Annotated in this window: 25 protein-coding genes; 4 read left to right on the top strand and 21 right to left on the bottom strand. The window is 63.6% G+C overall.

Going from position 1 to position 25,014, the window contains the following annotated elements; all coding sequences use genetic code 11:
* Positions 1-9: 9 nt before the first annotated feature.
* Genes TQ38_RS08290 through TQ38_RS08200 form a run of 19 tightly spaced genes read right to left on the bottom strand, consistent with a single transcriptional unit; the run spans position 10 to position 18,261 of the window.
* Positions 10-1,635 (bottom strand): ribonuclease J, encoded by a 1,626-nt coding sequence (locus tag TQ38_RS08290; protein WP_043975198.1) that lies wholly within the window; start codon positions 1,633-1,635, stop codon positions 10-12.
* Positions 1,632-2,411: a type III pantothenate kinase gene (locus tag TQ38_RS08285; RefSeq protein WP_043975199.1), complete on the bottom strand. Its 780-nt coding sequence runs from the start codon at positions 2,409-2,411 to the stop codon at positions 1,632-1,634. Before TQ38_RS08285 ends, TQ38_RS08290 begins: the two co-directional genes overlap by 4 nt.
* A 22-nt stretch (positions 2,412-2,433) precedes the next feature.
* A complete protein-coding gene (locus tag TQ38_RS08280; RefSeq protein WP_043975421.1) occupies positions 2,434-3,150 on the bottom strand; it encodes a biotin--[acetyl-CoA-carboxylase] ligase in 717 nt (238 codons plus the stop codon).
* Complete coding sequence (nuoN, locus tag TQ38_RS08275; protein WP_043975200.1) at positions 3,147-4,610, bottom strand: NADH-quinone oxidoreductase subunit NuoN; 1,464 nt, start codon at positions 4,608-4,610, stop codon at positions 3,147-3,149. Before nuoN ends, TQ38_RS08280 begins: the two co-directional genes overlap by 4 nt.
* Positions 4,610-6,145: an NADH-quinone oxidoreductase subunit M gene (locus TQ38_RS08270; RefSeq protein WP_043975422.1), complete on the bottom strand. Its 1,536-nt coding sequence runs from the start codon at positions 6,143-6,145 to the stop codon at positions 4,610-4,612. Before TQ38_RS08270 ends, nuoN begins: the two co-directional genes overlap by 1 nt.
* A 4-nt stretch (positions 6,146-6,149) precedes the next feature.
* A complete protein-coding gene (gene nuoL, locus TQ38_RS08265; RefSeq protein WP_043975202.1) occupies positions 6,150-8,264 on the bottom strand; it encodes an NADH-quinone oxidoreductase subunit L in 2,115 nt (704 codons plus the stop codon).
* A 4-nt stretch (positions 8,265-8,268) separates the two neighbouring features.
* The gene (nuoK, locus tag TQ38_RS08260) at positions 8,269-8,574 is read right to left on the bottom strand and encodes an NADH-quinone oxidoreductase subunit NuoK (protein WP_043975203.1); all 306 of its coding nucleotides are present in this window, start codon (positions 8,572-8,574) and stop codon (positions 8,269-8,271) included.
* Positions 8,571-9,188, bottom strand: a complete 618-nt coding sequence (locus TQ38_RS08255) for an NADH-quinone oxidoreductase subunit J (RefSeq protein WP_043975205.1) — start codon at positions 9,186-9,188, stop codon at positions 8,571-8,573. The genes nuoK and TQ38_RS08255 overlap by 4 nt, the downstream gene beginning before the upstream one ends.
* A gap of 29 nt (positions 9,189-9,217) precedes the next feature.
* A complete protein-coding gene (gene nuoI / locus TQ38_RS08250; RefSeq protein WP_043975206.1) occupies positions 9,218-9,703 on the bottom strand; it encodes an NADH-quinone oxidoreductase subunit NuoI in 486 nt (161 codons plus the stop codon).
* Complete coding sequence (nuoH, locus tag TQ38_RS08245; RefSeq protein WP_043975207.1) at positions 9,700-10,746, bottom strand: NADH-quinone oxidoreductase subunit NuoH; 1,047 nt, start codon at positions 10,744-10,746, stop codon at positions 9,700-9,702. Before nuoH ends, nuoI begins: the two co-directional genes overlap by 4 nt.
* Positions 10,743-12,761 carry an NADH-quinone oxidoreductase subunit NuoG gene (nuoG, locus tag TQ38_RS08240; RefSeq protein ID WP_043975209.1) on the bottom strand — a complete coding sequence of 673 codons (2,019 nt, stop codon included), beginning with the start codon at positions 12,759-12,761 and terminating at the stop codon, positions 10,743-10,745. Before nuoG ends, nuoH begins: the two co-directional genes overlap by 4 nt.
* Positions 12,761-14,071 (bottom strand): NADH-quinone oxidoreductase subunit NuoF, encoded by a 1,311-nt coding sequence (gene nuoF, locus TQ38_RS08235; protein WP_043975210.1) that lies wholly within the window; start codon positions 14,069-14,071, stop codon positions 12,761-12,763. Before nuoF ends, nuoG begins: the two co-directional genes overlap by 1 nt.
* Positions 14,071-14,739, bottom strand: a complete 669-nt coding sequence (locus TQ38_RS08230; protein ID WP_043975212.1) for an NAD(P)H-dependent oxidoreductase subunit E — start codon at positions 14,737-14,739, stop codon at positions 14,071-14,073. Before TQ38_RS08230 ends, nuoF begins: the two co-directional genes overlap by 1 nt.
* Entirely contained in the window at positions 14,732-14,935 is a 204-nt protein-coding gene (locus TQ38_RS08225; protein ID WP_043975213.1) for a hypothetical protein, read from the bottom strand. Before TQ38_RS08225 ends, TQ38_RS08230 begins: the two co-directional genes overlap by 8 nt.
* Before the next feature lie 13 nt (positions 14,936-14,948).
* Positions 14,949-15,299 (bottom strand): nuclear transport factor 2 family protein, encoded by a 351-nt coding sequence (locus TQ38_RS08220; protein ID WP_043975214.1) that lies wholly within the window; start codon positions 15,297-15,299, stop codon positions 14,949-14,951.
* Positions 15,296-16,507: an NADH-quinone oxidoreductase subunit D gene (locus TQ38_RS08215; RefSeq protein ID WP_082057668.1), complete on the bottom strand. Its 1,212-nt coding sequence runs from the start codon at positions 16,505-16,507 to the stop codon at positions 15,296-15,298. Before TQ38_RS08215 ends, TQ38_RS08220 begins: the two co-directional genes overlap by 4 nt.
* Positions 16,504-17,313: an NADH-quinone oxidoreductase subunit C gene (locus TQ38_RS08210; RefSeq protein ID WP_043975217.1), complete on the bottom strand. Its 810-nt coding sequence runs from the start codon at positions 17,311-17,313 to the stop codon at positions 16,504-16,506. Before TQ38_RS08210 ends, TQ38_RS08215 begins: the two co-directional genes overlap by 4 nt.
* Positions 17,314-17,320: 7 nt before the next feature.
* Positions 17,321-17,890, bottom strand: a complete 570-nt coding sequence (locus TQ38_RS08205; protein WP_043975218.1) for an NADH-quinone oxidoreductase subunit B family protein — start codon at positions 17,888-17,890, stop codon at positions 17,321-17,323.
* The gene (locus TQ38_RS08200; RefSeq protein ID WP_043975220.1) at positions 17,887-18,261 is read right to left on the bottom strand and encodes an NADH-quinone oxidoreductase subunit A; all 375 of its coding nucleotides are present in this window, start codon (positions 18,259-18,261) and stop codon (positions 17,887-17,889) included. The genes TQ38_RS08205 and TQ38_RS08200 overlap by 4 nt, the downstream gene beginning before the upstream one ends.
* Before the next feature lie 458 nt (positions 18,262-18,719).
* Here TQ38_RS08200 and TQ38_RS08195 point away from each other — a divergent pair, with 458 nt between their 5' ends.
* Entirely contained in the window at positions 18,720-19,913 is a 1,194-nt protein-coding gene (locus tag TQ38_RS08195) for an acetyl-CoA C-acyltransferase (RefSeq protein ID WP_043975221.1), read from the top strand.
* Positions 19,914-19,999: 86 nt separating this feature from the next.
* Here the strand turns inward: TQ38_RS08195 and TQ38_RS08190 are convergent, their stop codons facing one another.
* Complete coding sequence (locus tag TQ38_RS08190; RefSeq protein WP_043975222.1) at positions 20,000-20,476, bottom strand: SH3 domain-containing protein; 477 nt, start codon at positions 20,474-20,476, stop codon at positions 20,000-20,002.
* A gap of 82 nt (positions 20,477-20,558) precedes the next feature.
* Here TQ38_RS08190 and TQ38_RS08185 point away from each other — a divergent pair, with 82 nt between their 5' ends.
* The 3 genes from TQ38_RS08185 (at position 20,559) to TQ38_RS08175 (ending at position 23,581) form a co-directional block, all read left to right on the top strand.
* Positions 20,559-21,581, top strand: a complete 1,023-nt coding sequence (locus TQ38_RS08185; protein WP_043975224.1) for a D-glycerate dehydrogenase — start codon at positions 20,559-20,561, stop codon at positions 21,579-21,581.
* 133 nt (positions 21,582-21,714) lie between these two features.
* The gene (locus TQ38_RS08180; RefSeq protein WP_043975226.1) at positions 21,715-23,031 is read left to right on the top strand and encodes an ammonium transporter; all 1,317 of its coding nucleotides are present in this window, start codon (positions 21,715-21,717) and stop codon (positions 23,029-23,031) included.
* A gap of 31 nt (positions 23,032-23,062) precedes the next feature.
* Positions 23,063-23,581 carry a DUF805 domain-containing protein gene (locus TQ38_RS08175; RefSeq protein ID WP_043975227.1) on the top strand — a complete coding sequence of 173 codons (519 nt, stop codon included), beginning with the start codon at positions 23,063-23,065 and terminating at the stop codon, positions 23,579-23,581.
* 21 nt (positions 23,582-23,602) lie between these two features.
* Here the strand turns inward: TQ38_RS08175 and TQ38_RS08170 are convergent, their stop codons facing one another.
* Complete coding sequence (locus TQ38_RS08170) at positions 23,603-25,009, bottom strand: nitronate monooxygenase family protein (protein ID WP_043975229.1); 1,407 nt, start codon at positions 25,007-25,009, stop codon at positions 23,603-23,605.
* Positions 25,010-25,014 lie beyond the last annotated feature (5 nt).

Genomic DNA, 25,014 nt, shown 5'->3' with positions numbered 1-25,014 from the left:
CATATCGCATCAATCCTCGAGTAGCAGGACCTGGACCTGCGGCTTCTTGCCACACCAGCGCGTTGCGGCGCGGCGGGCGGCAAGGCGCGCCGCTTCGACACGGATCGGCCGATCGGCCTTCCTGGAGCGGCCCAAGGCATCGGCAACATCGCGCTTGGCCTCGGCGACGAACTCTTCGTAGTCCTCGTCAAGCGGGAGGCCGAGCGCCGAGATTTCGACATGGCCCTTGCGGTTCGCGGCCACCGAGACGACGCCGTTGAGCGATATCCGCCGGCGCATCGTGATCGCCTCACCGTTGGCGGCAGAAATGATGTCACCGTCCAGCAGCAGGCGGCCTGCATGTACTTCGCCGAATTTGCCGGGCTGCTTGGGCGCCAGTCGAACCAGATCGCCGTTCTTCTGGAACACCGCATGGGGAATGCCGCTGGCGATCCCGAGGCGGGCCTGTTCCTTCATGTGGCGGATTTCACCGTGAACGGGCATCAGGATCTGCGGACGCAGCCAGCTGTAAAGCGCCTCCAGTTCGGGGCGCCCCGGATGGCCGGAAACGTGGATCGGGCTTTGCCGGTCGGTGACGACGACGATGCCTGCATCCGCGAGACGGTTCTGGATGCGGCCGATCTGGATCTCGTTGCCCGGGATCTGACGGCTGGAGAACAGCACCACATCGCCCTTGGCCAGCTTAATCGGGTGATTACCGTCGGCGATGCGCGCCAGTGCAGCGCGAGGTTCACCCTGTCCGCCGGTGGCAACGATCAGCACTTCGCCGGGCGGCAGGCCCATCGCCGTCTCGACGTCGATCATCTCCGGCAGCGTCTTGAGATAACCGCAGGACTGACCGACCGAGATGATGCGGTCGAGCGAACGGCCGGCGACGCACAGCTGGCGCCCGGTCTTTTTGGCGACATCGCCCAGCGTCTGCAGGCGCGCGACGTTGGAGGCGAACGTGGTCACGACCACACGGCGGCCCTTGTGGCGCTTCACTTCGGCCATCAGTCCGCGATAGACCTCGCCTTCGGAACCGGACGCTTCCGGGTTGAAGACGTTGGTGGAATCGCAGACCAGTGCCAGCACGCCCTCGTCGCCGATGGCGGTCAGTTCCGCCTGCGTCGCCGGAGTGCCGACCTGCGGCTCATCGTCGAGCTTCCAGTCGCCAGTGTGGAAGATGCGGCCATAAGGCGTCTCGATGACCAACGCGTTGCCTTCGGCGATCGAGTGCGCCAACGGCACATAACGGATTCCGAAGGCACCAAGCTGGAACTGTTCGAGATCGTCGACGACGTTCAACTCGATTTCGTCGAGGATGCCTGCTTCTTCCAGCTTTGCCGCTACCAGCTTGGCGGTGAACGGCGTGGCATAAAGCGGCACGCCCAGTTCCCGCGCGAAATAGGGGACCGCACCGATGTGGTCCTCATGCGCATGGGTCAGGACGATGCCGAGCAGGTTTTCCCGCTCGTTCTCGATGAATTCGAGATCCGCGAAGACGAGGTCCACGCCGGGGTACTCGTTACCCGAGAAGGTCATGCCGAGATCGACCATGAGCCATTTGCCCTGGCAGCCGTAGAGATTGACGTTCATGCCGATCTCGCCCGAGCCGCCGAGCGCACAGAACAGCAGTTCATTACCTGGAATCACTTAGATGCGGCCCTTTGCGCAAGAATGGCGAGGCCGTCGATCGTAAGATCCGCGTCGACGGCGTCGAAGATATTGGTTGCTTCGTGGAACAGTACGGCGAGCCCGCCGGTGGCAATCACTTTGGCCGGACGGCCGATTTCAGCGCGGATGCGGGCGATCAGGCCCTCCATCATCGCGACATAGCCCCAAAATACCCCAATGAGCATCTGGTCTTCAGTATTGCGGCCGACGACGCTGTCGGTCTTGGGCACCTGGATCGCGATGCGCGGCAGCTTGGCGGTGTTACCCACCAGCGCGTCAAGCGAGAGGTTCACGCCGGGGGCGATGATGCCGCCTTTGTAGGCGCCGTTGAAATCGATCACGTCGAACGTGGTGGCGGTACCGAAGTCGACGACGATAAGGTCGCCCGCGTGCTTGGCGTGGGCAGCGACGGCGTTCACCGCGCGGTCGGCGCCCAGCGAGCGCGGCTCATCCACGTCTATATCGATGCCGTAGTCTGCCGTGCCGATGCCGGCGATAAGCGGCTCGATATCGAAATAGTGACGCGCCAGTATCTCCAGGTTGTGCAGCGCGCGCGGCACTACGGTGGAGATGATGATCTGGTTGATCGCCTTGGCCTCGACCCCGCGAATGGCAAGGAGTTGCATCAGCCATACGGCATATTCGTCGCCGGTGCGACGCGGATCGGTGGCGATGCGCCAGCGGCCCCGGATGGCACGGCCATCGAGCAGGGCGAAGACGACATTGGTATTGCCGGCGTCAATTGCGAGCAGCATGGGACGTATCGTTCCTCAACACTCAGGTATGCGCGAGCAGGACGTCGCCGGCGTGGATGGTACGGACTGAACCATCGGCCAGGGCGAGACGAAGGTTCCCGTCATCGGCAAGCCCTGCGAAAGTACCGTGCACCGCGTCCTCTCCGGGCGGCAGCACCGTCAGCGGCGTTCCCTTGGGATGCGCGGCACTCTGCCAGCGACGCAGGAGCGGGGCAAGGCCGACCGAACGCCATCGCTGTAGTTCTGTGTCGAAAGCCGAGGCCAGCGCCCGGGCGAAATCATCGCGGCTTGGCACCGGGCCGTCATCGGCCAAAGCGGAAACCTTGCGGCCGGGGATTTCGGGAGCGCTCGCGAGGTTGACCCCGATGCCCACGATGACCACGCCGCCGGTCATTTCCAGAAGGATACCGGCGACTTTGCCACTGTTCAGCATCAGGTCGTTGGGCCATTTCAGCAGAAGCCCCCTGCCCTGAGCTATGAACCCCGACAGCGCTTCGTGAACGGCAAGGCCCGTCAGCAGTGCAAGACTGGCCGGCGAGGGATCGCCGGGTGCAAGACGCACCGCGGTCGATCCCATGAAATTGCCGGAGCCGTCATTCCACGCGCGGCCCAGGCGGCCTTTGCCCGCCGTCTGGCGATCGGCGATCAGCCAGTCGCCTTCGGGCAGATAGTCGCCGCCCTTGATCCGGGCGGCAAGGTCAGCGTTGGTCGACCCGGTTTCCGCGACCGTATGGATCAAGACGCGAAGAACAATGCCGTTGCTGCGGTGGCGGCCAGCGCGCCCAGCCATTTGGTCATCAGGTAACCCAGCGGCGAGATGAACAGGCAGGAAATCGCGAGGATCGCCTTATGCCACACGTCGCTCTCACCCTTCACCACATCGACCGGTTCGTCGAAGTACATGACCTTGACGACCTTGAGGTAGTAGAAGGCGCCGATCACCGAGGCTGCGAAACCGATCGCGGCCAACGGCATCATACCGGCATCCACGGCAGCTTGGAAGACAAGGAACTTGCCCCAGAAGCCGAACAGCGGCGGGATACCGGCAAGACTGAACATGATGATCGCAAGGCCGAGCGCGAGACCCGGACGAGTGCGCGACAGACCGGCAAGGCTCGCGATGTCCTCAACCGTGTTGCCGTCCTCGTCCCTGAGCATCAGGATGGCGACGAAACCGCCCAGCGTCATGGCCACGTAGATCGTCAGGTAGAACAGCATGGCGGCGGCGCCCTGCTGGTTCGCGGCTGCAAGCCCGACCAGCATGAAGCCGACGTTGTTGATTGACGAGTAGGCCATCAGGCGCTTGATGTTCTTCTGGCCGATGGCGCCCAGTGCACCCACGACGATCGAAGCCAGCGCCAGGAACACGACGATCTGCTGCCATGTTTGCGCCTGGTCGCCGAAAGCATCGAGCAGGACACGCATGGTCAGGCCCAGCGCCGCGACCTTGGGGGCCGAGGCGAAGAACATCGTCACCGGAGCCGGTGCGCCTTCATATACGTCGGGCGTCCACATATGGAACGGCACTGCGCTGATCTTGAAGGACAGACCCGCCAGCATGAAGATCACGCCGAACAGGGCGCCATGCGACAGTCCGCCCGCAACAGCAGCGTTGATGCCGCTGAACGAGGTGGTGCCGGTGAAGCCATAAGTGAGGCTCATGCCGAACAGCAGAATGCCCGAGGCCAGCGCACCCAGCACGAAGTACTTCAGGCCCGCTTCGGCAGAACGTCCATCGGTGCGCAGGAACGCGGCGAGGACATAAGCTGCCAGCGAGTTCATCTCGAGGCCGATGTATAGCGTGAGCAGATCAGTGGCCGAAACCATGATGCCCATGCCCAGCGCCGCGAAGACCACCAGCACCGGGAATTCGGCGCGCATGGCGCCGAGGCGTTCGAAGAAAGCCGGCGCGATAACCAGGGTGGCGGCGGCTGAGAGGTAGATCAGGATCTTGGCGTAGCTGGCGAAAGCATCAGCCCGGAACTGGCCGAAGAAGGCCGAGGTGTCCGGTCCCATCGCCTGACCGCAAAGAGCGGGCGCGACGAGCGCCATGGCTCCGACCAGCGCAGCGACGGCGAGGATCGAGATCAGGCGACTTGCCTTGTCGCCGCCCCAAGCGGCGATCAGGAGCAGGACAAGGCCTGCGATGCTTAGCGTTTCTTCAGGCGCGATCAGGCGCAGCGACTGCGACCAGTCCATCAGTGTGACCCCCCGTGCGCAGCGGATTCTTCGTGCGCAGGCTTAGCTTTTCCAATTGTCGGCGCGCTGTCCCCTGCCGGCTTCGCACGGGCGAGGCGGGCATCGAGCGCGGCAATGTCGGCACGCATCGGAGCGAGGAAGCTCTCAGGGTATACACCCATCCACAGGACCGCGAGGCCCAGAGGAACCACCATCAGCAGTTCACGCAGGTCGAGGTCCGGCATTGCGGCGGCATCGGCGTTGTTCTGGTCCCCGAAGGCAACCCGGCGATAGAGATAGAGCATGTAGGCAGCGCCCAGAATGATGCCGGTGGTGCAGATCAGCGCCGCCCACGTCGATACCTGGTAGATGCCGCCAAGGCTCAGGAATTCGCCGACGAAACCGCTGGTGCCCGGCAGACCGATGGAAGCCATCGTGAACAGCAGGAAGAACAGCGCATAACGCGGCATGTTGATGGCAAGGCCGCCGTAACGGCTGATCTCGCGGGTGTGCAGACGGTCGTAGATGACGCCGACGCAGAGGAACAGCGCGCCGGCAACGAGGCCGTGGCTGAGCATGACCAGCATCGAACCTTCGAGGCCCTGCGTGTTGAAGGCGAACAGGCCGATCGTAACGATCGCCATGTGCGCGACCGAGGAGTAGGCGATCAGCTTCTTCATGTCGCTCTGCACGATCGCGATCAACGAGGTGATGACGACGGCAGCCATCGACAGGCCCCAGACCAGCGGCGCGAAGTACGCCGAGGCTTCGGGGAACATCGGCAGCGAGAAGCGGATGAAGCCGTAGCCGCCCATCTTCAGCAGAACGCCGGCAAGAATGACCGAGCCGCCCGTCGGCGCCTGAACGTGCGCCGCCGGAAGCCAGGTATGGACCGGCCACATCGGCATCTTCACCGCGAAGCTGGCGAAGAAAGCCAGCCACAACCAGGTCTGGACATGCGGATCGAAATCATAGGCCATCAGCGTCGGAACGTCGGTAGTCCCAGCTGTGTGGACCATCCACAACATCGCGACCAGCATCAGCACCGAGCCGAGCAGCGTGTAGAGGAAGAACTTGTAGCTGGCGTAGATCCTGTCCGTACCGCCCCAGATGCCGATGATAAGGTACATCGGGATCAGGCCGGCTTCGAAGAACATGTAGAACAGGAAGATGTCCTGAGCCGCGAAAACGCCGATCATCAGGGTTTCGACGAGCAGGAACGCGGCCATGTATTCGCCGACGCGCTTCTCGATCGAGTTCCAGCTCGCGCCGATGCAGATCGGCATGAGGAACACTGAGAGCATGATCAGCAGCAATGCGATGCCGTCGATGCCCAGGGCCCAGGAGAAGCCTGAGAAGATCTCTAGGCGTTCGGTAAACTGCCACTGGGCACCGCCGACATCGAAGTTCATCCAGAGGACGACGCCGAGGGCGAAGTCCACCAGCGTGGCGATCAGGGCGACGCTGCGCGCCGCCTTTGCTTCTAGGAAGAGGCAGGCCAGTGCGCCGATAAGCGGCACGGCCAGCATCAGGCTGAGGATGGGAAAACCACTCATCATCTTATCCCGCGATCACCCAGCTGATGGCGCCAACAAGGCCCAGCAGCATCACAAGAGCATAGCTGTACAGATAGCCCGACTGGACCTTCTGCGCGTAAGTCGACCCCTTGGACACGACCCAGGCAGCGCCGTCAGGACCGAAGCGGTCGATGACGCCGATGTCGAGCACCTTCCAGAACACCTGTCCGAACCAGAAGGCCGGGCGGACGAAGATGCGGTCGTAGAGTTCGTCGAACATCCATTTGCGGTACACGAAGGCGTAGACCGGGCCGAGCTGCGCGGCGACCGCCTTGGGGAAGTCGAGGTTGCGAATGTAGCCGTACCACGCGGTCAGGAAACCGATGGCCATGACCGTAAACGGCGCCCACTTCACCCAGAGAGGAACGCCGTGCATGGCGTGGATCAGATGTTCGGGGAAGACCAGCGAGCCCTTCCAGAAGGCGCCCTCACCGTCCGACACGAAGTAGTGCTCGAACACGAAGCCGGCGAAGACAGCGCCCAGCGACAGCAGCAACAGCGGCACCAGCATGACCAGCGGGCTCTCGTGCGGGTGGTAGCCACCCGTGCCATCGCCGTGGTCGGCATAGTCCGGCCCGCGCGAACCGAGTTCAGGTGCGGCATGGGCATGAGCATGGTCGTCGTGCAAATGATCGTCATGAGCGTGAGCATCGTGCGTGTCGTGAGCATGATCGTCATGACCGTGACCGTGCGCGTCATGGACGGCATGCTGCACGTGTTCGGACTGTATCCAGCGCGGCTTGCCGAAGAAGGTGAGGAACACCAGGCGCCACGAATAGAAGCTGGTCATCAGCGCGGCGAAAATACCCATCCAGAAGGCGAAGGTTCCGACCGAAGTACCCGAACCGAACGCCGCCTCGAGGATCGCATCCTTCGAGTGGAAGCCTGCGAAACCCGCAACGCCAGCGATACCGACGCCGGTGATCGCCAGGGTGCCCGCCGTCATCGTCCAGAAAGTGATCGGGATTCTCTTACGCAGACCCCCGTAGAAGCGCATGTCCTGCTCATGGTGCATCGCATGGATGACCGAACCCGCACCAAGGAACAGCAAAGCCTTGAAGAATGCGTGCGTGAACAGGTGGAACATCGCCGCGCCGTAAGCGCCCGAGCCCGCCGCGAAGAACATGTACCCCAACTGCGAACAGGTCGAATAGGCGATGACGCGCTTGATGTCCCACTGCGTGCAGCCAACGGTTGCCGCGAAGAAGCAGGTAGCCGCGCCGACGAAAGTGATGACGTGCATCGCGGTTTCGCTCTGCTCGAACATCGGCGACAGGCGGCACACCATGAAGACGCCGGCGGTGACCATGGTCGCCGCGTGGATCAGTGCCGACACAGGTGTCGGGCCCTCCATCGCGTCCGGCAGCCAGGTGTGCAGGCCGAGCTGAGCCGACTTGCCCATGGCGCCGATGAACAGCAGCAGGCAGATCACCGTCATGGTGTCGATGCGCATTCCCAGGAAGCCGATCGTCGAGCCTGCCATCGAAGGCGCGGCTTCAAGGATCGCCGGGATCGAGACTGTGCCGAACACCAGATACGTCGCGAAGATACCGAGCATGAAGCCAAGGTCGCCGACGCGGTTGACCACGAAGGCCTTGATCGCGGCAGCGCCGGCCGAAGGCTTGCGGAACCAGAAGCCGATCAGCAGGTATGAGGCCAGGCCCACGCCTTCCCAACCGAAGAACATCTGCACCAGGTTGTCCGCAGTCACCAGCATGAGCATGGCGAAGGTGAACAGCGACAGGTACGCGAAGAAACGCGGCTGATCCGGCTCCTCGCTCATGTAACCCCAGGAATAGAGGTGTACGAGCGCGGAAACCGAGGTGATGACGACGAGCATGACTGCCGTCAGCGCGTCCACTCGCAGCGCCCAGTCGAAGGTCATCGAACCCGATGCCACCCACTTGAGAACGGGGACCACGGTAGCCTCGGCGTTACCGCTGAGGAAGCTGATGAAGATCGGCCAGGACAGGCCGCAGGCGATGAACAGCGCGCCGGTGGTCAGAACCTTGGGCAGGACGAACCCGAACGACTTGTTCGCGAACCCGGCCAGGATCGACGCCAGAAGCGGCAGGAAGACGATGAGAAGGATAGACAAGGCCTTATCCCTTCATCCGGTTGACGTCGTCGACGGCGATGGTGCCGCGGCCACGGAAGTAGATCACAAGGATAGCAAGCCCCACTGCGGCCTCGCCGGCAGCCACCGTCAGCACGAACATGGCGAAAATCTGGCCAGTGAGGTCATGCAGGAAGGCGCTGAACGCGACGAGATTGATGTTCACCGCAAGCAGGATCAGTTCGATCGACATCAGGATGACGATGACGTTCTTGCGGTTGATGAAGATGCCGAGCACGCCGAGCACGAAGAGGATCGAACTCACCACGACATAGTGTTCTACGCCGATCACAGCTGGACCCCCTTGCCCACTTCAGGCTTGACGTTGAAGGTCGCCTCTTCGGGACGGCGACGGTTCTGCTTGTCGATGTTCTGTCCACGCGTTCCGCCGCGCTGACGGTGCGTCAGGACGATGGCGCCGATCATGGCGACGAGCAGGATGATGCCCGCTGCCTCGAACAGGAACAGGTAGCGGCTGTAGAGCAGCGCGCCGACCGCCTCGATGTTCGAAGCGCCCGCAGGCGCTGCGGCGGTGCCGTCGGGCGTGCCGAGGGTCAGCGAACCGGCGCGGTAGGCGCCGATGCCCAGGACCATCTCGGCCAGCAGCACGACAGCGACCAGCGCGCCGAACGGGAAGTAGCGCACGAAGCCGGCCCGCAGTTCGGCGAAGTCGATGTCGAGCATCATGACGACGAACAGGAACAGCACCGCGACCGCGCCCACATAGACGATGACGAGGAGCATCGCGATGAACTCGGCGCCCACCAGGATCATCAGGCCGGCGGCGTTGAAGAACGCCAGGATCAGCCAGAGAACCGAGTGCACCGGGTTACGCGAAAGGATGGTGATCGCGCCGGAAGCGACGGTCATCACCGCGAAGAGGTAGAAGGCGATTACGTGTATCATGGAAAGCCCTGTGTCCTTGCGCGTGCCGGTTAACGGTACGGCGCATCGGCTTCAAGGTTCGCGGCGATAGCCCGCTCCCACTTGTCACCGTTCGCCAGCAGCTTGGCCTTGTCGTAGAGCAGTTCTTCGCGCGTTTCGGTCGCGTATTCGAAGTTCGGCCCTTCGACGATCGCGTCCACCGGGCAGGCTTCCTGACAGAAACCGCAGTAGATGCACTTCGTCATGTCGATGTCGTACCGCGTTGTACGGCGCGAACCGTCGACACGGGGAGCCGCCTCGATGGTGATGGCCTGCGCCGGACAGATCGCCTCGCACAGCTTGCAAGCGATGCAGCGTTCCTCGCCGTTGGGATAACGACGGAGGGCGTGCTCACCGCGGAAGCGAGGCGAAAGCGGGTTCTTCTCGAACGGGTAGTTGATGGTCGCCTTGGGCCTGAAGAAATACTTCAGGGTCAGCCAGTGCGCCTTCACGAACTCCCAGAGCGTGAAGCTCTTGATGAGATGTGCGACGGTCATGCGAAGTGTCCGGTTGCCATGAGGTAGCCGCTGACGATGACGACGAACAGCAGCGATACGGGCAGGAAGACCTTCCAGCCCAGGCGCATCAGCTGGTCGTAGCGGTAACGGGGAACCGTCGCCTTGACCCAGCTGAACACGAAGAAGAAGAAGAATACCTTGAGCAGGAACCAGATGAAGCCCGGCACGAGGTACAGAATCGGGATGTCGAGCGGCGGCAGCCAGCCACCCCAGAACAGGGTCGCGTTGAGCGCGCACATCAGCAGCACGTTGGCATATTCGCCCAGCCAGTAGGCGGCGAAGGCCATCGACGAATATTCCGTCTGGTAACCGGCCACGAGTTCCGATTCCGCCTCGGTAAGGTCGAACGGTGCGCGCTGCGTTTCCGCAAGGCTGGAGATCAGGAACATCACCCACATCGGGAACAGCAGCGGGTTCGCGACGAAGCCGTTGATGATGCCGAAGACGTGGCCCTTCTGAGCCATGACGATGCCGTTGAGATTGAACGTGCCCGACCACAGGACGACGCAGATCACAATGAAGCCGATCGAGACTTCGTAGGAGATCATCTGCGCCGAAGCGCGCATTGCCGAGAAAAACGGGTACTTCGAGTTCGAAGCCCAGCCCGCCATGATCGTGCCGTAGACACCCAGCGAACTGATCGCGAGGATGTAGAGCAGGCCGACGTTGATGTCCGCCAGGATCGCGTTGGAATTGAACGGAATCACCGCCCAGGTCAGCAGTGCAAGGCTGAAGGTCAGCACCGGCGCGATCAGGAACAGGCCCTTGTTCGCGGCGGAAGGAACGATGGTTTCCTGGAGGAACACCTTCAGGCCGTCAGCAAAAGACTGCAGCAGACCGAACGGGCCCACCACGTTGGGGCCACGGCGCAGTGCCATGGCGGCCCAGATCTTGCGGTCGACATAGATGATCATCGCCACGCTGAGCATCAGCGGCAGCGCGATCAGCAGGATGCCGCAGATTGTCGAGACGAACCACGCCCAGTCATGGGTCATCCCGAGGGACTGGAAGAACGAAGTCATTCCGCCGCCTCCGCGAAGTCCACGCCGTGCAGCAGTTCAGCCGAACAGCGCTGCATCGTCTCGCTGGCGCGAGCGACGGGGTTGGTCATGTAGAAGTCCTTGATCGGATAGGCGACCTGGCCAGAGCCCGAACCACCGCCGGCAGGCAGGGTGCTTCCGTAGTCGGCGAGGCCCTCGATGCCAAGTGCAGGAACCGCAGCAATCATTGCGCCGCGCAGGGCGTCGAAACTGTCGAAGCCGACAGAGACGCCGAAGGCGTCGGCCAGCGCGCGCAGGATCGTCCAGTCTTCACGGGCATCGCCCGGGGCGAAGACCGCCTTGTCGGCAAACTGCACGCGGCCCTCGGTGTTGACGTAAGTGCCGGCCTTCTCGGTATAAGCCGAGGCGGGCAGCACGACGTCAGCAGCGTGCGCTGCCTTGTCACCGTGGTGGCCGATGTAGACGATCATCGAGCCTGCGAACTTCGCATAGTCGACTTCGTCGGCGCCGAGCGAGATCAGCACCTTTGGCTTGGCGGCGACGAGATCGGCGATGCCGCCCTTCTGCGCGAAGCCGAGCATGAGGCCGCCCATGCGCGATGCGGCCATGTGCAGGACGTTGAAGCCGTTCCATGCCGAACCGTCCTCAAGCGTCCGAACGAGGTTGAACTGGGCCGAAAGGGCCAGAGCCGCTTCGAGACCACCGCGCCCCAGAGCCGCGCCGCCCAAGATCACTGCCGGACGCTTGGCGCCCGAGAGCGCATCCGCGACGTGGCCGGGCAGGTTACCGAGCGCCGAAAGATCGTCACCCAGGAATTCGCCGCCGAAAGTGGTTTCCCACTCCGGCCCGATCAGGAACACCTTGGCGCCGCGCTTGACCGCCTTGCGCAGGCGGACGTTGACGGTGGGTGCTTCCCAGCGGACCATCGAGCCGACTATCAGGATCGCGTCTGCGGTCTCGATGCCGTTCAGCGTGGTGTTGAAATTGACGGCCGCCAGGCTGGACGTGTCGTAGTCCATGCCGGTCTGGCGGCCTTCGAGGAGCGTCGAGCCGAGCGCACCGACGAGCGCCTTGGCGGCGAACATCGTCTCGCAATCGACCATGTCACCGGCGACGGCAGCGATCGAATTGCCGGGGTTCAGCGTAGCGATCGCGGCGAACGCCTCGTTCCAGGTGGCCTGGACCAGCTTGCCGTCACGGCGCAGGTACGGCTTGTCGAGACGGCGCTTGGTCAGGCCATCAACCTGATAGCGCGCCTTGTCGCTGATCCATTCCTCGTTGACGTCGTCGTTGTTGCGCGGAAGCGCACGAAGCACTTCACGGCCACGGCTGTCGATACGGATGTTGGCGCCGGTAGCATCCGAGACGTCGATGCCGAGCGTCTTCTTCAGTTCCCAGGGACGCGCCTCGAAAGCGTAAGGACGGCTGGTGAGCGCGCCGACCGGGCAGAGGTCGATCACGTTGGCGCTCATCTCGTGGTGAGCAGCCTTCTCAAGGTAAGTGGTGATCTGCATCGATTCGCCGCGATAGAGCGCGCCGATCTCGTCCACACCGGCGACTTCTTCGGAGAAGCGCACGCAGCGGGTGCAGTGAATGCAGCGCGTCATCGTGGTCTTGATGAGCGGGCCCATGTACTTCTCGGTGACCGCGCGCTTGTGCTCGTGGTAACGCGAACCGCCGCGGCCGTAGGCCACAGACTGGTCCTGAAGGTCGCATTCGCCGCCCTGATCGCAGATCGGGCAGTCAAGCGGGTGGTTGATGAGGAGGAATTCCATCACCCCTTCCCGCGCCTTCTTGACCATCTCGGAATCGGTGCGGATTTCCTGGCCGTCGGCGGCCGGAAGCGCGCACGAAGCCTGGGGCTTGGGCGGTCCGGGCTTCACTTCGACCAGGCACATGCGGCAGTTGCCGGCAATGCTCAGGCGCTCGTGATAGCAGAAGCGGGGGATTTCCTTACCGGCGAGTTCGGCGGCCTGCAGCACGGTAGCGCCTGCAGGAACTTCGATCTCGATGCCGTCTACTTTGACTTTGGGCATTATTCTGCAGCCTCTTGCAGCGAGCCGGTGCGCGCTTCGATGCGGCGCTCGATCTCGGGGCGGAAGTGCTTGATCAGGCCCTGGATGGGCCACGCCGCAGCGTCGCCCAGAGCGCAGATAGTGTGGCCTTCGACCTGCTTGGTCACCTGCTGGAGCATGTCGATTTCATCGACATGCGCGTCGCCGGTGCGCAGGCGCTCCATCACGCGCCACATCCAGCCCGTGCCTTCGCGGCACGGCGTGCACTGGCCGCAGCTCTCGTGCTTGTAGAAGTACGAGATGCGGCTGATGGCGCGAACGATGTCGGTGGACTTGTCCATGACGATGACCGCAGCGGTGCCGAGGCCCGAGCCGACCGCCTTGAGGCCGTCGAAGTCCATCGGCGCGTCCCAGATGTCGGCAGCCGGAACCAGCGGGACTGAAGAACCGCCGGGGATCACCGCCAGCAGGTTGTCCTTGCCGCCGCGAATGCCGCCGCAGTGGCGCTCGATCAGCTCGCTGAACGGGATCGACATCTCTTCCTCGACCACGCAGGGACGGTTAACGTGCCCGCTGATCTGGAAGAGCTTGGTGCCCTTGTTGTTCTCGCGCCCGAAGGACGAGAACCACGCCGCGCCGCGGCGCAAGATGGTGGGAGCGACCGCGATCGATTCCACGTTGTTCACGGTGGTGGGGCAGCCATAGAGGCCCGCGCCGGCCGGGAACGGAGGCTTGAGGCGGGGCTGGCCCTTCTTGCCTTCCAGGCTCTCGATCATCGCGGTTTCTTCGCCGCAGATGTAGGCGCCGGCGCCGCGGTGGACGAAGACGTCGAAATCGTAGCCCGAACCGCAGGCGTTCTTGCCCAGCAGACCGGCCGCGTAGGCTTCGTCACGCGCGGCGAAAAGGGTCTCTGCCTCGCGGATGTATTCGCCGCGAATGTAGATGTAGGCCGCGCGCGCACCCATTGCGAAGCCCGCGACCAGCGCACCTTCGAGCAGGAGGTGCGGATCGTGGCGCATGATCTCGCGATCCTTGCACGAACCGGGCTCGGATTCGTCGGCGTTGATGACCAGGAAGCTGGGCTTCGGATTGCCGTTCTGGTCCAGCGGGGGCTGCTTGGGCATGAAGGACCACTTCATGCCGGTGGGGAAGCCCGCACCGCCGCGCCCGCGCAGGCCGGAAGCCTTCATCTCATCGATGATGGCTGCATTGCCGCGCTCGATCAAGGCCTTGGTGTTGTCCCAGGCGCCGCGCGCCTGCGCTTCCTTCAGATTCCACGGCTGATAGCCGTAGAGGTTCGTGAAGATGCGGTCCTTATCCGCGAGAGCCATTACCACTCACTCCGGTAGTCATGGTTGGCCGAGACCATCGCCGCCAGGTTGGTCGGCTCGCCCACGGGTTCAACGGTATGGCGCGCCGGGTCCTGCGTACCGGCCTTGGGGCTTTCGCCTCGCGCCAGCGCATCGAGCACGGCGTTCATGCGCTCTGCCGTCAGGTCTTCGTAGTTGTCGTCGTTGATCTGGACCATCGGCGCCGATGCGCAGTTGCCCATGCATTCGACCTCGGTGAACGACCACATACCGTCGCCGGTGATGTGGCCCTTCTTCATCCCGCGCGACTTGCAGGTGGCGATGATGTCATCCGAGCCGCGCAGCATGCACGGCGTGGTGCCGCAGACCTGCACGTGGAACCGGCCGATCGGGGCGATGTTGTACATCGTGTAGAACGAGGCAACCTCGACAACGCGGATGACGGGCATCGACAGATATTCGGCGAGGAATTCCATCACCGGGATCGGCAGCCAGCCCTGCGTGTTCAGTTCTGCACCCACCTGGCGCTGGGCCAGGTCGAGAAGCGGCATAACCGCCGAGCGCTGACGCCCTTCGGGATAGCGTGCGACAATCTCCTTCGCCTTGGCCGCATTGGCCTCGGTCCAGGCAAAATTGCCCCAGCGCGCCCGCAGTTCGGGCGTATCGGGTTCGATATAGCGGTCAGCCATGCTTACCTCTGCGCTTCAGCCATTGATCCTGGCCGAAAAAGAAAATTTCGAAGCCGCCAATGGCGGTGGCCAACATCGCGATCATCGGCGAAGGCTCGATCCCGGCCCACACCACCGCGAAGTAGAGACAGACGAGGAAAAGTCCCGTCAGGCTCGCCCATATGCGGATCATCTCGACTGCGTTGAACTTCACCATCGGCCCCGCTCCTTTAGCGAATGAACTCGACGCGGGCGCACTTGTCGCCCTCGAACGTGTAAACTGCGACAACGTCGAACGGCTCGACCAGGTCCGAACCATCGGTCGCCGGGCCGCGCGTCACATGCTCGCGCATCAGCACATAGCTGCCGATCTGCGAGGCCTCGACGATCTGGGCGTTGTTTGCGGGCCAGCGCACGAATGCAGCGGCAAGCCCCGAACGCGTGCCTTCCTTGCCCTCGCGAACGACTGCGCCCCGGTAGTTCGCTTCGCAGGCGTCGTCGGTCATGAAGGACACGTACAGGTCGACGTCCTGCGCGTTGTAGGCGGCGATCATGGCCTTGGCAGTGTCAAGGTTGCTCAACGGTCGCACTCCCCGAACACGATGTCCATGGCGCCCAGGATTGCAGTGGCGTCAGGCAGCATGTGGCCCTTGGACATGAAGTCCATCGCCTGAAGATGGCTGAACGCGGTAGGCCGGATCTTGCAGCGGTACGGCTTGTTCGAGCCGTCCGACACGAGATAGACGCCGAATTCACCCTTGGGGCTTTCGGTGGCGACATAGACTTCGCCGGCCGGGACGTGGAAGCCCTCGGTGTAGAGCTTGAAGTGATGGATCAGCGATTCCATCGAGCTTTTCATCTCGGCGCGCTTGGGCGGCGATACCTTGCGGTCGGTGGAGGCCACCGGACCTTCAGGCATGTCGCGCAGGCACTGCTTCATGATCTTGATCGACTGGCGCACTTCCTCGGCGCGGACCATGAAACGGTCGTAGCAATCCGAGTTGGTGCCAACCGGGATCTCGAAGTCCATGCGGTCATAGACGTCGTAAGGCTGGCTCTTGCGGATGTCCCAGGGGATACCCGCCGCGCGGATCATCGGGCCCGAGAAGCCCCATGCCAGCGCGTCTTCCTTGGAGACGATCGCGATGTCGACGTTGCGCTGCTTGAAGATGCGGTTGTCGACCACCAGGCTCAGCGCGTCGCCGAACAGTTCGGGCAGGCGCGTGTCGAGCCAGTCGGCGATATCGGTCAGCAGCTTGAGCGGCACGTCCTGATGCACGCCGCCAGGGCGGAACCAGGCAGAGTGCATACGCGCGCCGGAAGCACGTTCGAAGAAGTTGAGGCAATCCTCGCGCACTTCGAACAGCCACAGGTTCGGCGTCATCGCGCCGATATCCATGATGTGCGAACCCATGTTCATCATGTGGTTGCAGATGCGGGTCAGCTCGGCGAACAGGACGCGCAGATACTGGGCGCGCAGCGGCACTTCCAGATTGAGCATCTTTTCGATCGCGAGAACGTAGGAGTGCTCCATCGCCAGCGGCGAGCAGTAATCCAGGCGGTCGAAATACGGCAGCGCCTGAAGGTACGTCTTGTGCTCGATCAGCTTTTCGGTGCCGCGGTGAAGCAGGCCCACGTGCGGATCGATCCGCTCGATGATCTCGCCGTCCAGTTCCATGACCATGCGCAGCACGCCGTGCGCCGCAGGGTGCTGGGGACCGAAGTTGATCGTGTAGTTGGTGATGACCTCGTCGCCGGTGGTGGGCGACGTCTCAAGCTGCATGCTCACTTGTCGTCTCCCTCTTCGGGACGGCTTTCGGTGGCCTTGGGGGCTTCGGGAGCCTTGCCGTCTTCCCCCTTGGCGGGGGCAGGAGCCGAAGCCTTTTCGGCAGCCTTGTCGTTCGCCTTGTCACCGGCGCCGGTGTCGGCCTTGGTCTCAGTCGTCTTCTTCTCGGCGACCGGGGGCGGCGATGCGGCTTCGGCAGCCTTCTCGTCGCCGGGAAGGATGTAGTCGGCGCCTTCCCACGGGCTCATGAAGTCGAAGCTGCGCAGGTCCTGGGCCAGCTGTACCGGTTCGTAGACGACGCGCTTGTCTTCTTCCGAGTAGCGCAGTTCGACATAGCCGGTGAGCGGGAAGTCCTTGCGGAACGGGTGGCCTTCGAAACCATAGTCGGTGAGGATGCGGCGCAGGTCCGGGTTGCCGGCGAAGATCACGCCGTACATGTCGAACACTTCGCGTTCCAGCCAGCCGGCGTTGGGCCACAGCGTGGTCACGGTCGGCACCGGGGTGTTTTCGGCAGCGGTCACCTTCACCATCAGGCGATGGTTCTTGGTCACCGAAAGCAGCATGTAGACGACGTCGAAACGCTCAGGCCGCGACGGGTAGTCTACCCCTGCCATCTCCATGAGCTGCTGGTAGCCGTGATCGTCGCGCAGCGCGCGCAGGGCGTGCTCGACCTCGGCGCGGGCGACGGTGAGCACGATCTCGCCGTGCTCCTCCTTCGAGGCGACGACCATCGAGCCCAGCGCGGCGACGAGCGCGTCAAGGACGCCCTCGTTGGACGCGATCTTCGGAGCGGAATGCAGAACGGGCATCTTGTCCTTACCTCTCGACAGTGCCCACGCGGCGGATCTTGCGCTGGAGCTGCATCACGCCATAGAGCAGCGCTTCGGCTGTAGGCGGGCAACCCGGCACGTAGATGTCCACCGGCACGATCCGGTCGCAGCCGCGCACGACCGAGTAGCTGTAGTGATAGTAGCCGCCGCCATTGGCGCAGCTGCCCATCGAAATGACGTACTTGGGTTCCGACATCTGGTCGTAGACCTTGCGGAGCGCCGGAGCCATCTTGTTGCACAGCGTGCCGGCCACGATCATCACGTCCGACTGGCGCGGGGAAGCGCGCGGCGCAGCGCCGAAGCGCTCCATGTCGTAGCGGGGCATGTTGACGTGGATCATCTCGACCGCGCAGCAGGCGAGGCCGAAGGTCATCCACCACAGCGAACCGGTACGGGCCCACTGGAACAGTTCCTCGGTGCTGGTCACGAGGAAGCCCTTGTCGGACACTTCCTGGTTCAGATCCTTGAAAAACGATTGGTCGGGCGCCGTGATGGCGCCGCCGACCGGCGAAGTCGGGGCCAGAGGCTGACCCGCGCTGTTGACGAGCGTGCTCATTCCCAGTCCAGAGCTCCCTTCTTCCATGCATAAGCGAGGCCAATGGCCAGTTCCGCCAGGAACACCATCATCGTCAGCCAACCGGCCCAGCCGGTGAACTTGAGCGAGACGGCCCAGGGGAACAGGAACGCGGCTTCGAGATCGAATACGATGAACAGGATCGCGACCAGATAGAAGCGGACGTCGAACTGGCTGCGAGGATCCTCGAAAGCGGGGAAGCCGCACTCATATTCGCTGTTCTTGTCAGCACTCGGCTGGTGCGTACCGGTCAGGCGGGCAACGCCCATCGGCAGCAGCACGATAACGGATGACAGTCCCACCGCGATCACGATGAATATCAGGATCGGCAGGTATTGTGACAGATCGGTCAATGGTCTCTTGCCTCATACCGGATGCGACGTTGACGGACTCGGCAAAAGGTCATGGGCCGAGCCATCAAGTTGGCGCGCTCTTAGGCCAGCCCTCCCCGGCAGGCAAGGTGTCCGGTTGCATAAATCCGCCCATTTGCATTGCATTGCAACACGGGAAGGGCCTCACCCACGGGATTTCCCGGAGAAAGCGGCCATGGTGCCAGTTTGCGCAATCGTCACCGTTAATTTACGCAATCAACGGCTATAATTAATGCGAAACGTTCGCGACATCTCTTGGCAATCCCGGGGTCACTACCATCTCGCTTAGAGAGCGGTACATAGGGCTCCCAGAAAACACGGCGGGGCGATGACGGCTGCCGCAACGGCGTCACCAACGCGTCGCATCATTGCAATTGACGCATCGCAACATTATCCGAGCGTCAATCGCTTTACCGATTTCCAATGCGAAAGGCATATCAATGGCCCAGATCTCCGCATCCGACCCCATCGTCATCCTCAGCTACGCACGCACGCCGATGGGCGGCCTGCAGGGTGTCTTCGCCGAAGTTTCCGCCACCGATCTGGGCGCTACTGCGGTCAAGGCCGCGGTCGAACGCTCCGGAGTCGCCGGTGAAGACATCGAGCGCATCTACATGGGCTGCGTGCTGCCCGCCGGTCTGGGCCAGGCCCCTGCCCGCCAGGCTGCGCTGAAGGCCGGCCTGCCCAAGTCGGTCGAAGCGACCACGATCAACAAGGTCTGCGGCTCAGGCATGCAAACGGTCATCATGGGCGCCGAGGCTCTGGCTTCCGGTTCGCTCGACGTCGTCATCGCCGGCGGCATGGAATCGATGACCAATGCGCCTTACCTGTCGAAGAAGCACCGCTCGGGCGCGCGCGCCGGTCACGACACGATCTACGACCACATGTTCCTCGATGGCCTCGAAGACGCCTATGAGGGCGGCTCGATGGGCTCTTTCGCGCAGGTCACCGCCGATGAGTATCAGCTGACCCGCGAAGGCCAGGACGAATATTCGATCGAATCGCTGCGCCGCGCACAGGCCGCCATCACCAGCGGCGCCTTCAAGAACGAAGTCGTGCCGGTGACGGTAAAGACCCGCAAGGGCGAAGTGATCGTCGACGCGGACGAGCAGCCGCCCAAGGGCAACCCCGACAAGATCAAGACCCTGCGCGCCGCCTTCGCCAAGGACGGCACCATCACCGCCGCCAGCTCCAGCTCGATCTCGGACGGTGCGGCCGCAGTCGTCCTTACCCGCGCCAGCGTGGCGCAGGCCAAGGGCCTGACCCCGATCGCCACCGTGGTCGGCGTTTCGGCCCACGCGCAGGAACCTGCCAAGTTCACTACCGCCCCCGTCGGCGCGATCACCAAGCTGATGGACAAGGTGGGCTGGAAGCTCTCCGACGTCGACCTGTTCGAAGTGAACGAGGCTTTCGCCTGCGTCGCGATGTTCGCGATGCACGATCTGGGCATCCCCCACGACAAGGTGAACGTCAACGGCGGCGCCACCGCGCTGGGCCACCCGATCGGCGCCTCGGGCACGCGCATCATCGTGACGCTCGTCAATGCGCTGAAGGAAAAGGGCCTTAAGAAGGGCGTGGCATCGCTCTGCATCGGCGGCGGCGAAGCCACTGCGGTGGCGATCGAACTGGCCTGATCGGTTTTACGGCCTGCTAAAGCAGAAAACCCCCGCCCTCACCGGCGGGGGTTTTTATTTGAGCCGGGTGCGGGAGGATGGGCGCTTCAAGGCGCCCCCGTGCCCCACACCGCATCTTCACGCACGAAGCCCTTGTGTCCGGCGGCGTCGAAGCCGCACCAGCCGTCCTTGCATGCGCCCAGCATGCCCACCACACCCGGCTCGAGCCGCCAGAGCATCGGCGAGGCGCTGCTACCTGCTGCGTGCATCTCGATCAGGCTGCCGTTCTTGACCCTTCCGGCTCGCTGACGCGAAAGCAGCAGGTCACGCATCCAGCCCCTGGCACCGTCCGGGTCCTCGATCAGGCGCCATGGCCCCTCGCGGCGCAGGACCTTCACCGGCAGGTGCGGGCGGCGGTAGACCCAGTCGATCCGGTACGAATCGCCAGGCCCTACCCGCAGGTTGGCTATGTCGGTATCGACCGAGGCCCAGTACGGCACCTTGTCATCGTCCGCAGCGCGGGCGGGAGTGGCGGCGGCAATGCCCAGGGCGAGCAGCGGCAGGAGGAGTTTGCGGGCGTTCATCACACCTGCTCATACCGCGCGGCGAGACACCCCTTCAAGGCTTCTTGACCCCGACCCTGTGGAAGGCATAGCCCCCTTGTCCATGGCTCAGCACAGCGAAACCTTTCGTTCGATCCCGCCGCGCCCCCGGGTGATTGTCACGCGGCGGCTGCTGCCCTCCGTGGAGGCACGGATGGCGGAGCTTTTCGACGTGGTGCTGAACCCCGAAGACACGCCGATGACCCGCGCCCAGTTGGAAGCCGCAATGCGCGACTGCGACGTGCTGGTGCCCACCGTAACCGACACCATCGACGCCGCGATGATCGCCGCCGCTGCGAAGGCGAACGGGCGACTCGGCATGATCGCCAGTTTCGGCGCCGGCACCGAGCATATCGACGTGGCCGCGGCCCGCGCTCACCGCATAATGGTGACCAACACACCCGGCGTCTTCACCGACGATACCGCCGACCTCACCCTAGCGCTCATCATCCTCGTCTCGCGCCGCTTCAGTGAGAATGCCCAGACCTTGCGCGAGGGCAAATGGGCCGGCTGGGGTCCATCGGTCATGCTGGGTCACGCGCTGGGGGGCAAGACGCTCGGGATCGTGGGTATGGGACGGATCGGGCAGGCTGTGGCGCACCGCGCCCGGGCATTCGGCATGGAGATCCGCTACCACAACCGCCACCGCCTGCCCGGTGCGGTCGAGAACATGTTCGCTGCCCGCAACGTACCAGACCTCGACACACTGGTCGCCGAGGCCGATATCCTCACCCTCCACTGCCCGGCCGGACCGGAAACCATCCATCTGATGGATGCGCGGCGGATCGCCCTGATGAAGCCCGCCGCCTGCCTGGTGAACACCGGACGCGGCCAGTTGATCGACGAAGAGGCTTTGATCGCCGCGCTATCGCAGGAAAGGATCGCCGGCGCCGGGCTGGACGTCTTCGCCCGCGAACCGCAAGTCGACCCGCGCCTGTTCGACCTGCCCGGCCTCGTCGCTCTACCCCACCTCGGCAGCGCCACCTACGAAGGACGCGGCGCCGCAGGCGAGCGGCTTATCGCGAACATCCGATTCTGGGTGGACGGCCACCGCCCCCATGACATGGTACTTCCCCAGCTACCCTGACCACGGCGGCGATCCGCAAATTCAGTCCGATGCGGCGCGGCAAATGCTTGTCTCGGGTCAATGTCCTGATCTAACCGGGCGTAAAGAAGTTCGCAGGTATTCACCGCAGGACCTTCAATGGGATAAAACACCGATGATCCAGCAGCGCCTGCTGCCGTTCGCCGCCATGATTGCCGCCCTGCTGCCCGCTTCCGCACTGGCACAGGACGGCAGGATCAACGTGGCCGAAGCCGGAGACACAGCTTGGCTGCTGGCCGTCTCCGTGGTGGCCTTGCTGGCGCTTCCCGGCCTTGCGCTGTTTCACGGCGGGCGCGTGCGCCGCAAGAATGTGGTATCGGTTCTGGCCCAGATCGGCGCGATTTTCGCGCTGGTGTCGATCCTGTGGATCATCGTCGGCTACACCCTGGGCTTCGGGGACGTAGGTAACGGATGGCTCGGTACGGGCAATGCCTGGATGCTGATCAACCTAGGGAATGTACGCATCGGGACCGGTGTGCCCGAAAGCGCCTTCGCGCTGTTCCAGATGGCCTTTGCCGCCCTTGCGCCCGCCCTCATGGCAGGCGCTTGGGCGGAACGGGCGCGCTTCGGCTGGGCAGTCCTTTTCGCGGGCCTGTGGAGCATCGTCGTCTATGCACCGATCGCGCACTGGATATGGGGCGGCGGATGGTTGGCGCTGGGCGTCGGCACGCTCGATTGGGCAGGCGGCATCGTCGTCCACACCAGCGCGGGCGTCTCGGCGCTGGTCGTCGCGGTCATGCTAGGACGGCGCAAGGGGGCTTTGACGGGGCCGCCTGCAGGCCGCGCTGCGGCACATAGCCCTGCGCTGACAATCGGCGGCGCGGCATTGCTGTGGATCGCCGCGCTGGCGCTGAGCGGCGGCTCCGCCCTGACCGCCAGCGACGATGCCGCAACTGCGATCATCACCGCGCACATCGCCGCCGCCGCAGCAGCCCTCACCTGGCTACTGATCGAGCGTATAGCCTTGGGCAAGCCCAGCGGCACCGGATTTGCCATCGGCGCCGTCGCCGGTATCGCCGCGGTCAGCCCGGCAGCCGGCTACATTTCTCCCGGCGCTGCGATCCTGTTCGGGATCGGCGGTGCCGGCGCCGCCTATTTCGCGATGCAGTTCGTGCGGCGAACACTGAAGGTCGACGATTCGCTAGGCATCTTTGCCGTCCACGGCGTCAGCGGAATGCTTGGATCGCTACTTCTCGCCATCTTCCTGTCGCAGCGCCTCGGCGGGGTCGGCTACGGCGAGGACATGAACCCGATCGCTCAAGTGGTCGCTCAGGCTATCGGGCTTGCGGTGGTGACAGTGTGGTCGGTGGTGGGGACCGTGATTCTGGCATTGATGGCCTCGCTGGCCTTCCCGATGCGCGTCTCCGAAGATGCCGAACGAGAGGGCCTCGATACCGCCACTCACGGCGAGCGCGCCTGGGATTTCGATTGACACTCAGTCACTTCACACAAGAAATGGGACGATGAAGGGCTATTTTCGGCAAGTTGGCCGCACCGCGCTGCGCACCCTCGATTTCCGCACCCGTGCCTCTCGCGAAGAGTTTCTGGTTTATCTGGTGCTCTCGCAGCTACCGCTCATGGTGGCCCACTGGACCGCAAGCTGGTTTGCGCCTCCGGCGATTACCGATGCTATCATGCTTGCAGCGGCGTTCGCGATTTCGGCTCCGCTGTTCGCGCTCGGCGTGCGGCGTCTTCATGATTTCGGACGTAGCGGCTGGTGGAGCCTGCCCCTGCTGATCCTGATCGGCCGTACCCTGATACTCGACCTCATCGGCCTGATGGCGGGCCCTCCCGTGCGCAGCGCCATCGAAGGCGTGCTCAGCTACGTCGACTGGCTCGCGACGGTCCCCGCCGTTGCCGTATTTGTCGCCATGGCGGCATGGCCTGGCAACAAGGCCACGAACCGCTTCGGCCCGGCACCGGACGGCGCGCCTGCACAAACGGAAACGGCCGACACGGAAAAATCCGCGCCGGCCGTTTGAAACCTTGTCCTATTGGGGCGATCAGTCGCCGGTCAGGATGCGGTCGACCAGTTCCTTCACCGTTGGCGTGAAGCCGTTGGAATAGAAGGGGTCCTGCTTGAACTTGTAGGCCGCGTGGCCCGCGAACATCAGGTTCTCGTCGATCGGGCCATCGTGCGCGATGTCCTGCAGGGTCTTCTGGATGCAGAAGCTGCGCGGATCGGCGAGGCGGCCGGTGGTGTAATCGTCATGGTCCTTCCACGACGAGAAACCGCAGTGCGACAGGCAGCCCATGCAGTCAGCCTGATCCTTGCGGATCACGTCGCGCTCTTGCGGGCTGACGAAGACGATGGTGTCGTCCGGGGTCCGCAGGCCATCGGTATGGCCCTGCGCCGACCATGCGCGGGCACGGTCGAGGTCCTTGGGGGCGACCCAGAAGTTCTTGCCCTTGACGCCCACATCGAGACGCACGGTATGAACGCCCGCTTCGACCTTGGAGTAAGGAATCTGGCGGTCCGAACGCGCTTCGAGGTTGCGCAGGAACGGGTTGCGCACGGCCGAGGAATAGAAACCCGTCGGCGAGAAGCGGTGCAGCAGCACGTCGCCCGGCTCCAGTTCGCGCAGGGCATCCTTCCACTGCTGCGGGATCGGGCTTTCGTGCGTCAGCAGCGGGCGGGTACCGTACTGGAAGGCGATCGAGCCCAGTTCCGGGTTGTCGATCCAGTTTTCCCAGTCGCGCAGGAACCACACGCCGCCAGCCATGACGATCGGCACGCTGTCGGCAACGCCCTCGGTGCGCATGGTGTCGCGCAGCGCCTTGACGCGGGGATATGGATCTTCCGGCTTGAGCGGGTCTTCGGCATTCGACAGGCCGTTATGCCCGCCGGCAAGCCAGGGGTCCTCGTAAACCACCGCGCCGAGCAGATGGGGGACCTTATGATAGGCCCGCTTCCACAGCGCACGGAAAGCGCGCGCGGAGCTGACGATCGGGAGATAATTGACATCGTAGCGCGCCGCGATCTCGGACAGCTTGTAGGGCATGCCCGCGCCGCAGGTGACGCCGGTGACCATGCCGCGGGTCTGTTCCAGCACGCCTTCGAGGATCGGCTGCGCACCGCCCATTTCCCACAGCACGTTGATGTTGATCGCGCCATTGCCGCCCGAAATCTCGTAAGCACGGCGCACCTGCTCGACTGCACCTTCGATGGCGTAGGCGATCAGTTCTTCATGGCGTGCCTTGCGGGTGAGCGCATTGTAGACCTGAGGCACGATCTTGCCTTCGGCATCGTAGCTGTCGGCGTTGACCGCGCTGACCGTGCCGATGCCGCCCGCCGCCGCCCAGGCGCCAGAACTCATGTGATTGCTGGCGGAAACGCCCTTGCCACCTTCGACCAGTGGCCACACTTCGCGACCGCCGTATAGAATCGGCTTTAGACCCTTGAAACCCATCTTCT

The organism is Novosphingobium sp. P6W, from assembly GCF_000876675.2.
GTDB lineage: Bacteria > Pseudomonadota > Alphaproteobacteria > Sphingomonadales > Sphingomonadaceae > Novosphingobium.
Note: the sequence above shows the minus strand (reverse complement) of the source record. Positions and strands in the feature narration are given on the sequence as shown.

Excerpts from the sequence above, each read along its gene's own strand:
- TQ38_RS08175 (WP_043975227.1), top strand. The coding sequence starts at position 23,063 with ATGAAGGGCTATTTTCGGCAAGTTGGCCGCACCGCGCTGCGCACCCTC.
- nuoH (WP_043975207.1), bottom strand. The coding sequence starts at position 10,746 with ATGACTTCGTTCTTCCAGTCCCTCGGGATGACCCATGACTGGGCGTGG.
- nuoN (WP_043975200.1), bottom strand. The coding sequence starts at position 4,610 with ATGGACTGGTCGCAGTCGCTGCGCCTGATCGCGCCTGAAGAAACGCTA.
- nuoF (WP_043975210.1), bottom strand. The coding sequence starts at position 14,071 with ATGGCTCTCGCGGATAAGGACCGCATCTTCACGAACCTCTACGGCTAT.
- TQ38_RS08170 (WP_043975229.1), bottom strand. The coding sequence starts at position 25,009 with ATGGGTTTCAAGGGTCTAAAGCCGATTCTATACGGCGGTCGCGAAGTG.
- TQ38_RS08285 (WP_043975199.1), bottom strand. The coding sequence starts at position 2,411 with ATGCTGCTCGCAATTGACGCCGGCAATACCAATGTCGTCTTCGCCCTG.
- nuoG (WP_043975209.1), bottom strand. The coding sequence starts at position 12,761 with ATGCCCAAAGTCAAAGTAGACGGCATCGAGATCGAAGTTCCTGCAGGC.
- TQ38_RS08185 (WP_043975224.1), top strand. The coding sequence starts at position 20,559 with ATGGCTCAGCACAGCGAAACCTTTCGTTCGATCCCGCCGCGCCCCCGG.
- TQ38_RS08210 (WP_043975217.1), bottom strand. The coding sequence starts at position 17,313 with ATGCCCGTTCTGCATTCCGCTCCGAAGATCGCGTCCAACGAGGGCGTC.
- TQ38_RS08230 (WP_043975212.1), bottom strand. The coding sequence starts at position 14,739 with ATGGCTGACCGCTATATCGAACCCGATACGCCCGAACTGCGGGCGCGC.
- TQ38_RS08180 (WP_043975226.1), top strand. The coding sequence starts at position 21,715 with ATGATCCAGCAGCGCCTGCTGCCGTTCGCCGCCATGATTGCCGCCCTG.
- TQ38_RS08270 (WP_043975422.1), bottom strand. The coding sequence starts at position 6,145 with ATGAGTGGTTTTCCCATCCTCAGCCTGATGCTGGCCGTGCCGCTTATC.
- TQ38_RS08190 (WP_043975222.1), bottom strand. The coding sequence starts at position 20,476 with ATGAACGCCCGCAAACTCCTCCTGCCGCTGCTCGCCCTGGGCATTGCC.
- TQ38_RS08255 (WP_043975205.1), bottom strand. The coding sequence starts at position 9,188 with ATGATACACGTAATCGCCTTCTACCTCTTCGCGGTGATGACCGTCGCT.
- TQ38_RS08195 (WP_043975221.1), top strand. The coding sequence starts at position 18,720 with ATGGCCCAGATCTCCGCATCCGACCCCATCGTCATCCTCAGCTACGCA.
- TQ38_RS08225 (WP_043975213.1), bottom strand. The coding sequence starts at position 14,935 with ATGGTGAAGTTCAACGCAGTCGAGATGATCCGCATATGGGCGAGCCTG.
- TQ38_RS08205 (WP_043975218.1), bottom strand. The coding sequence starts at position 17,890 with ATGAGCACGCTCGTCAACAGCGCGGGTCAGCCTCTGGCCCCGACTTCG.
- nuoI (WP_043975206.1), bottom strand. The coding sequence starts at position 9,703 with ATGACCGTCGCACATCTCATCAAGAGCTTCACGCTCTGGGAGTTCGTG.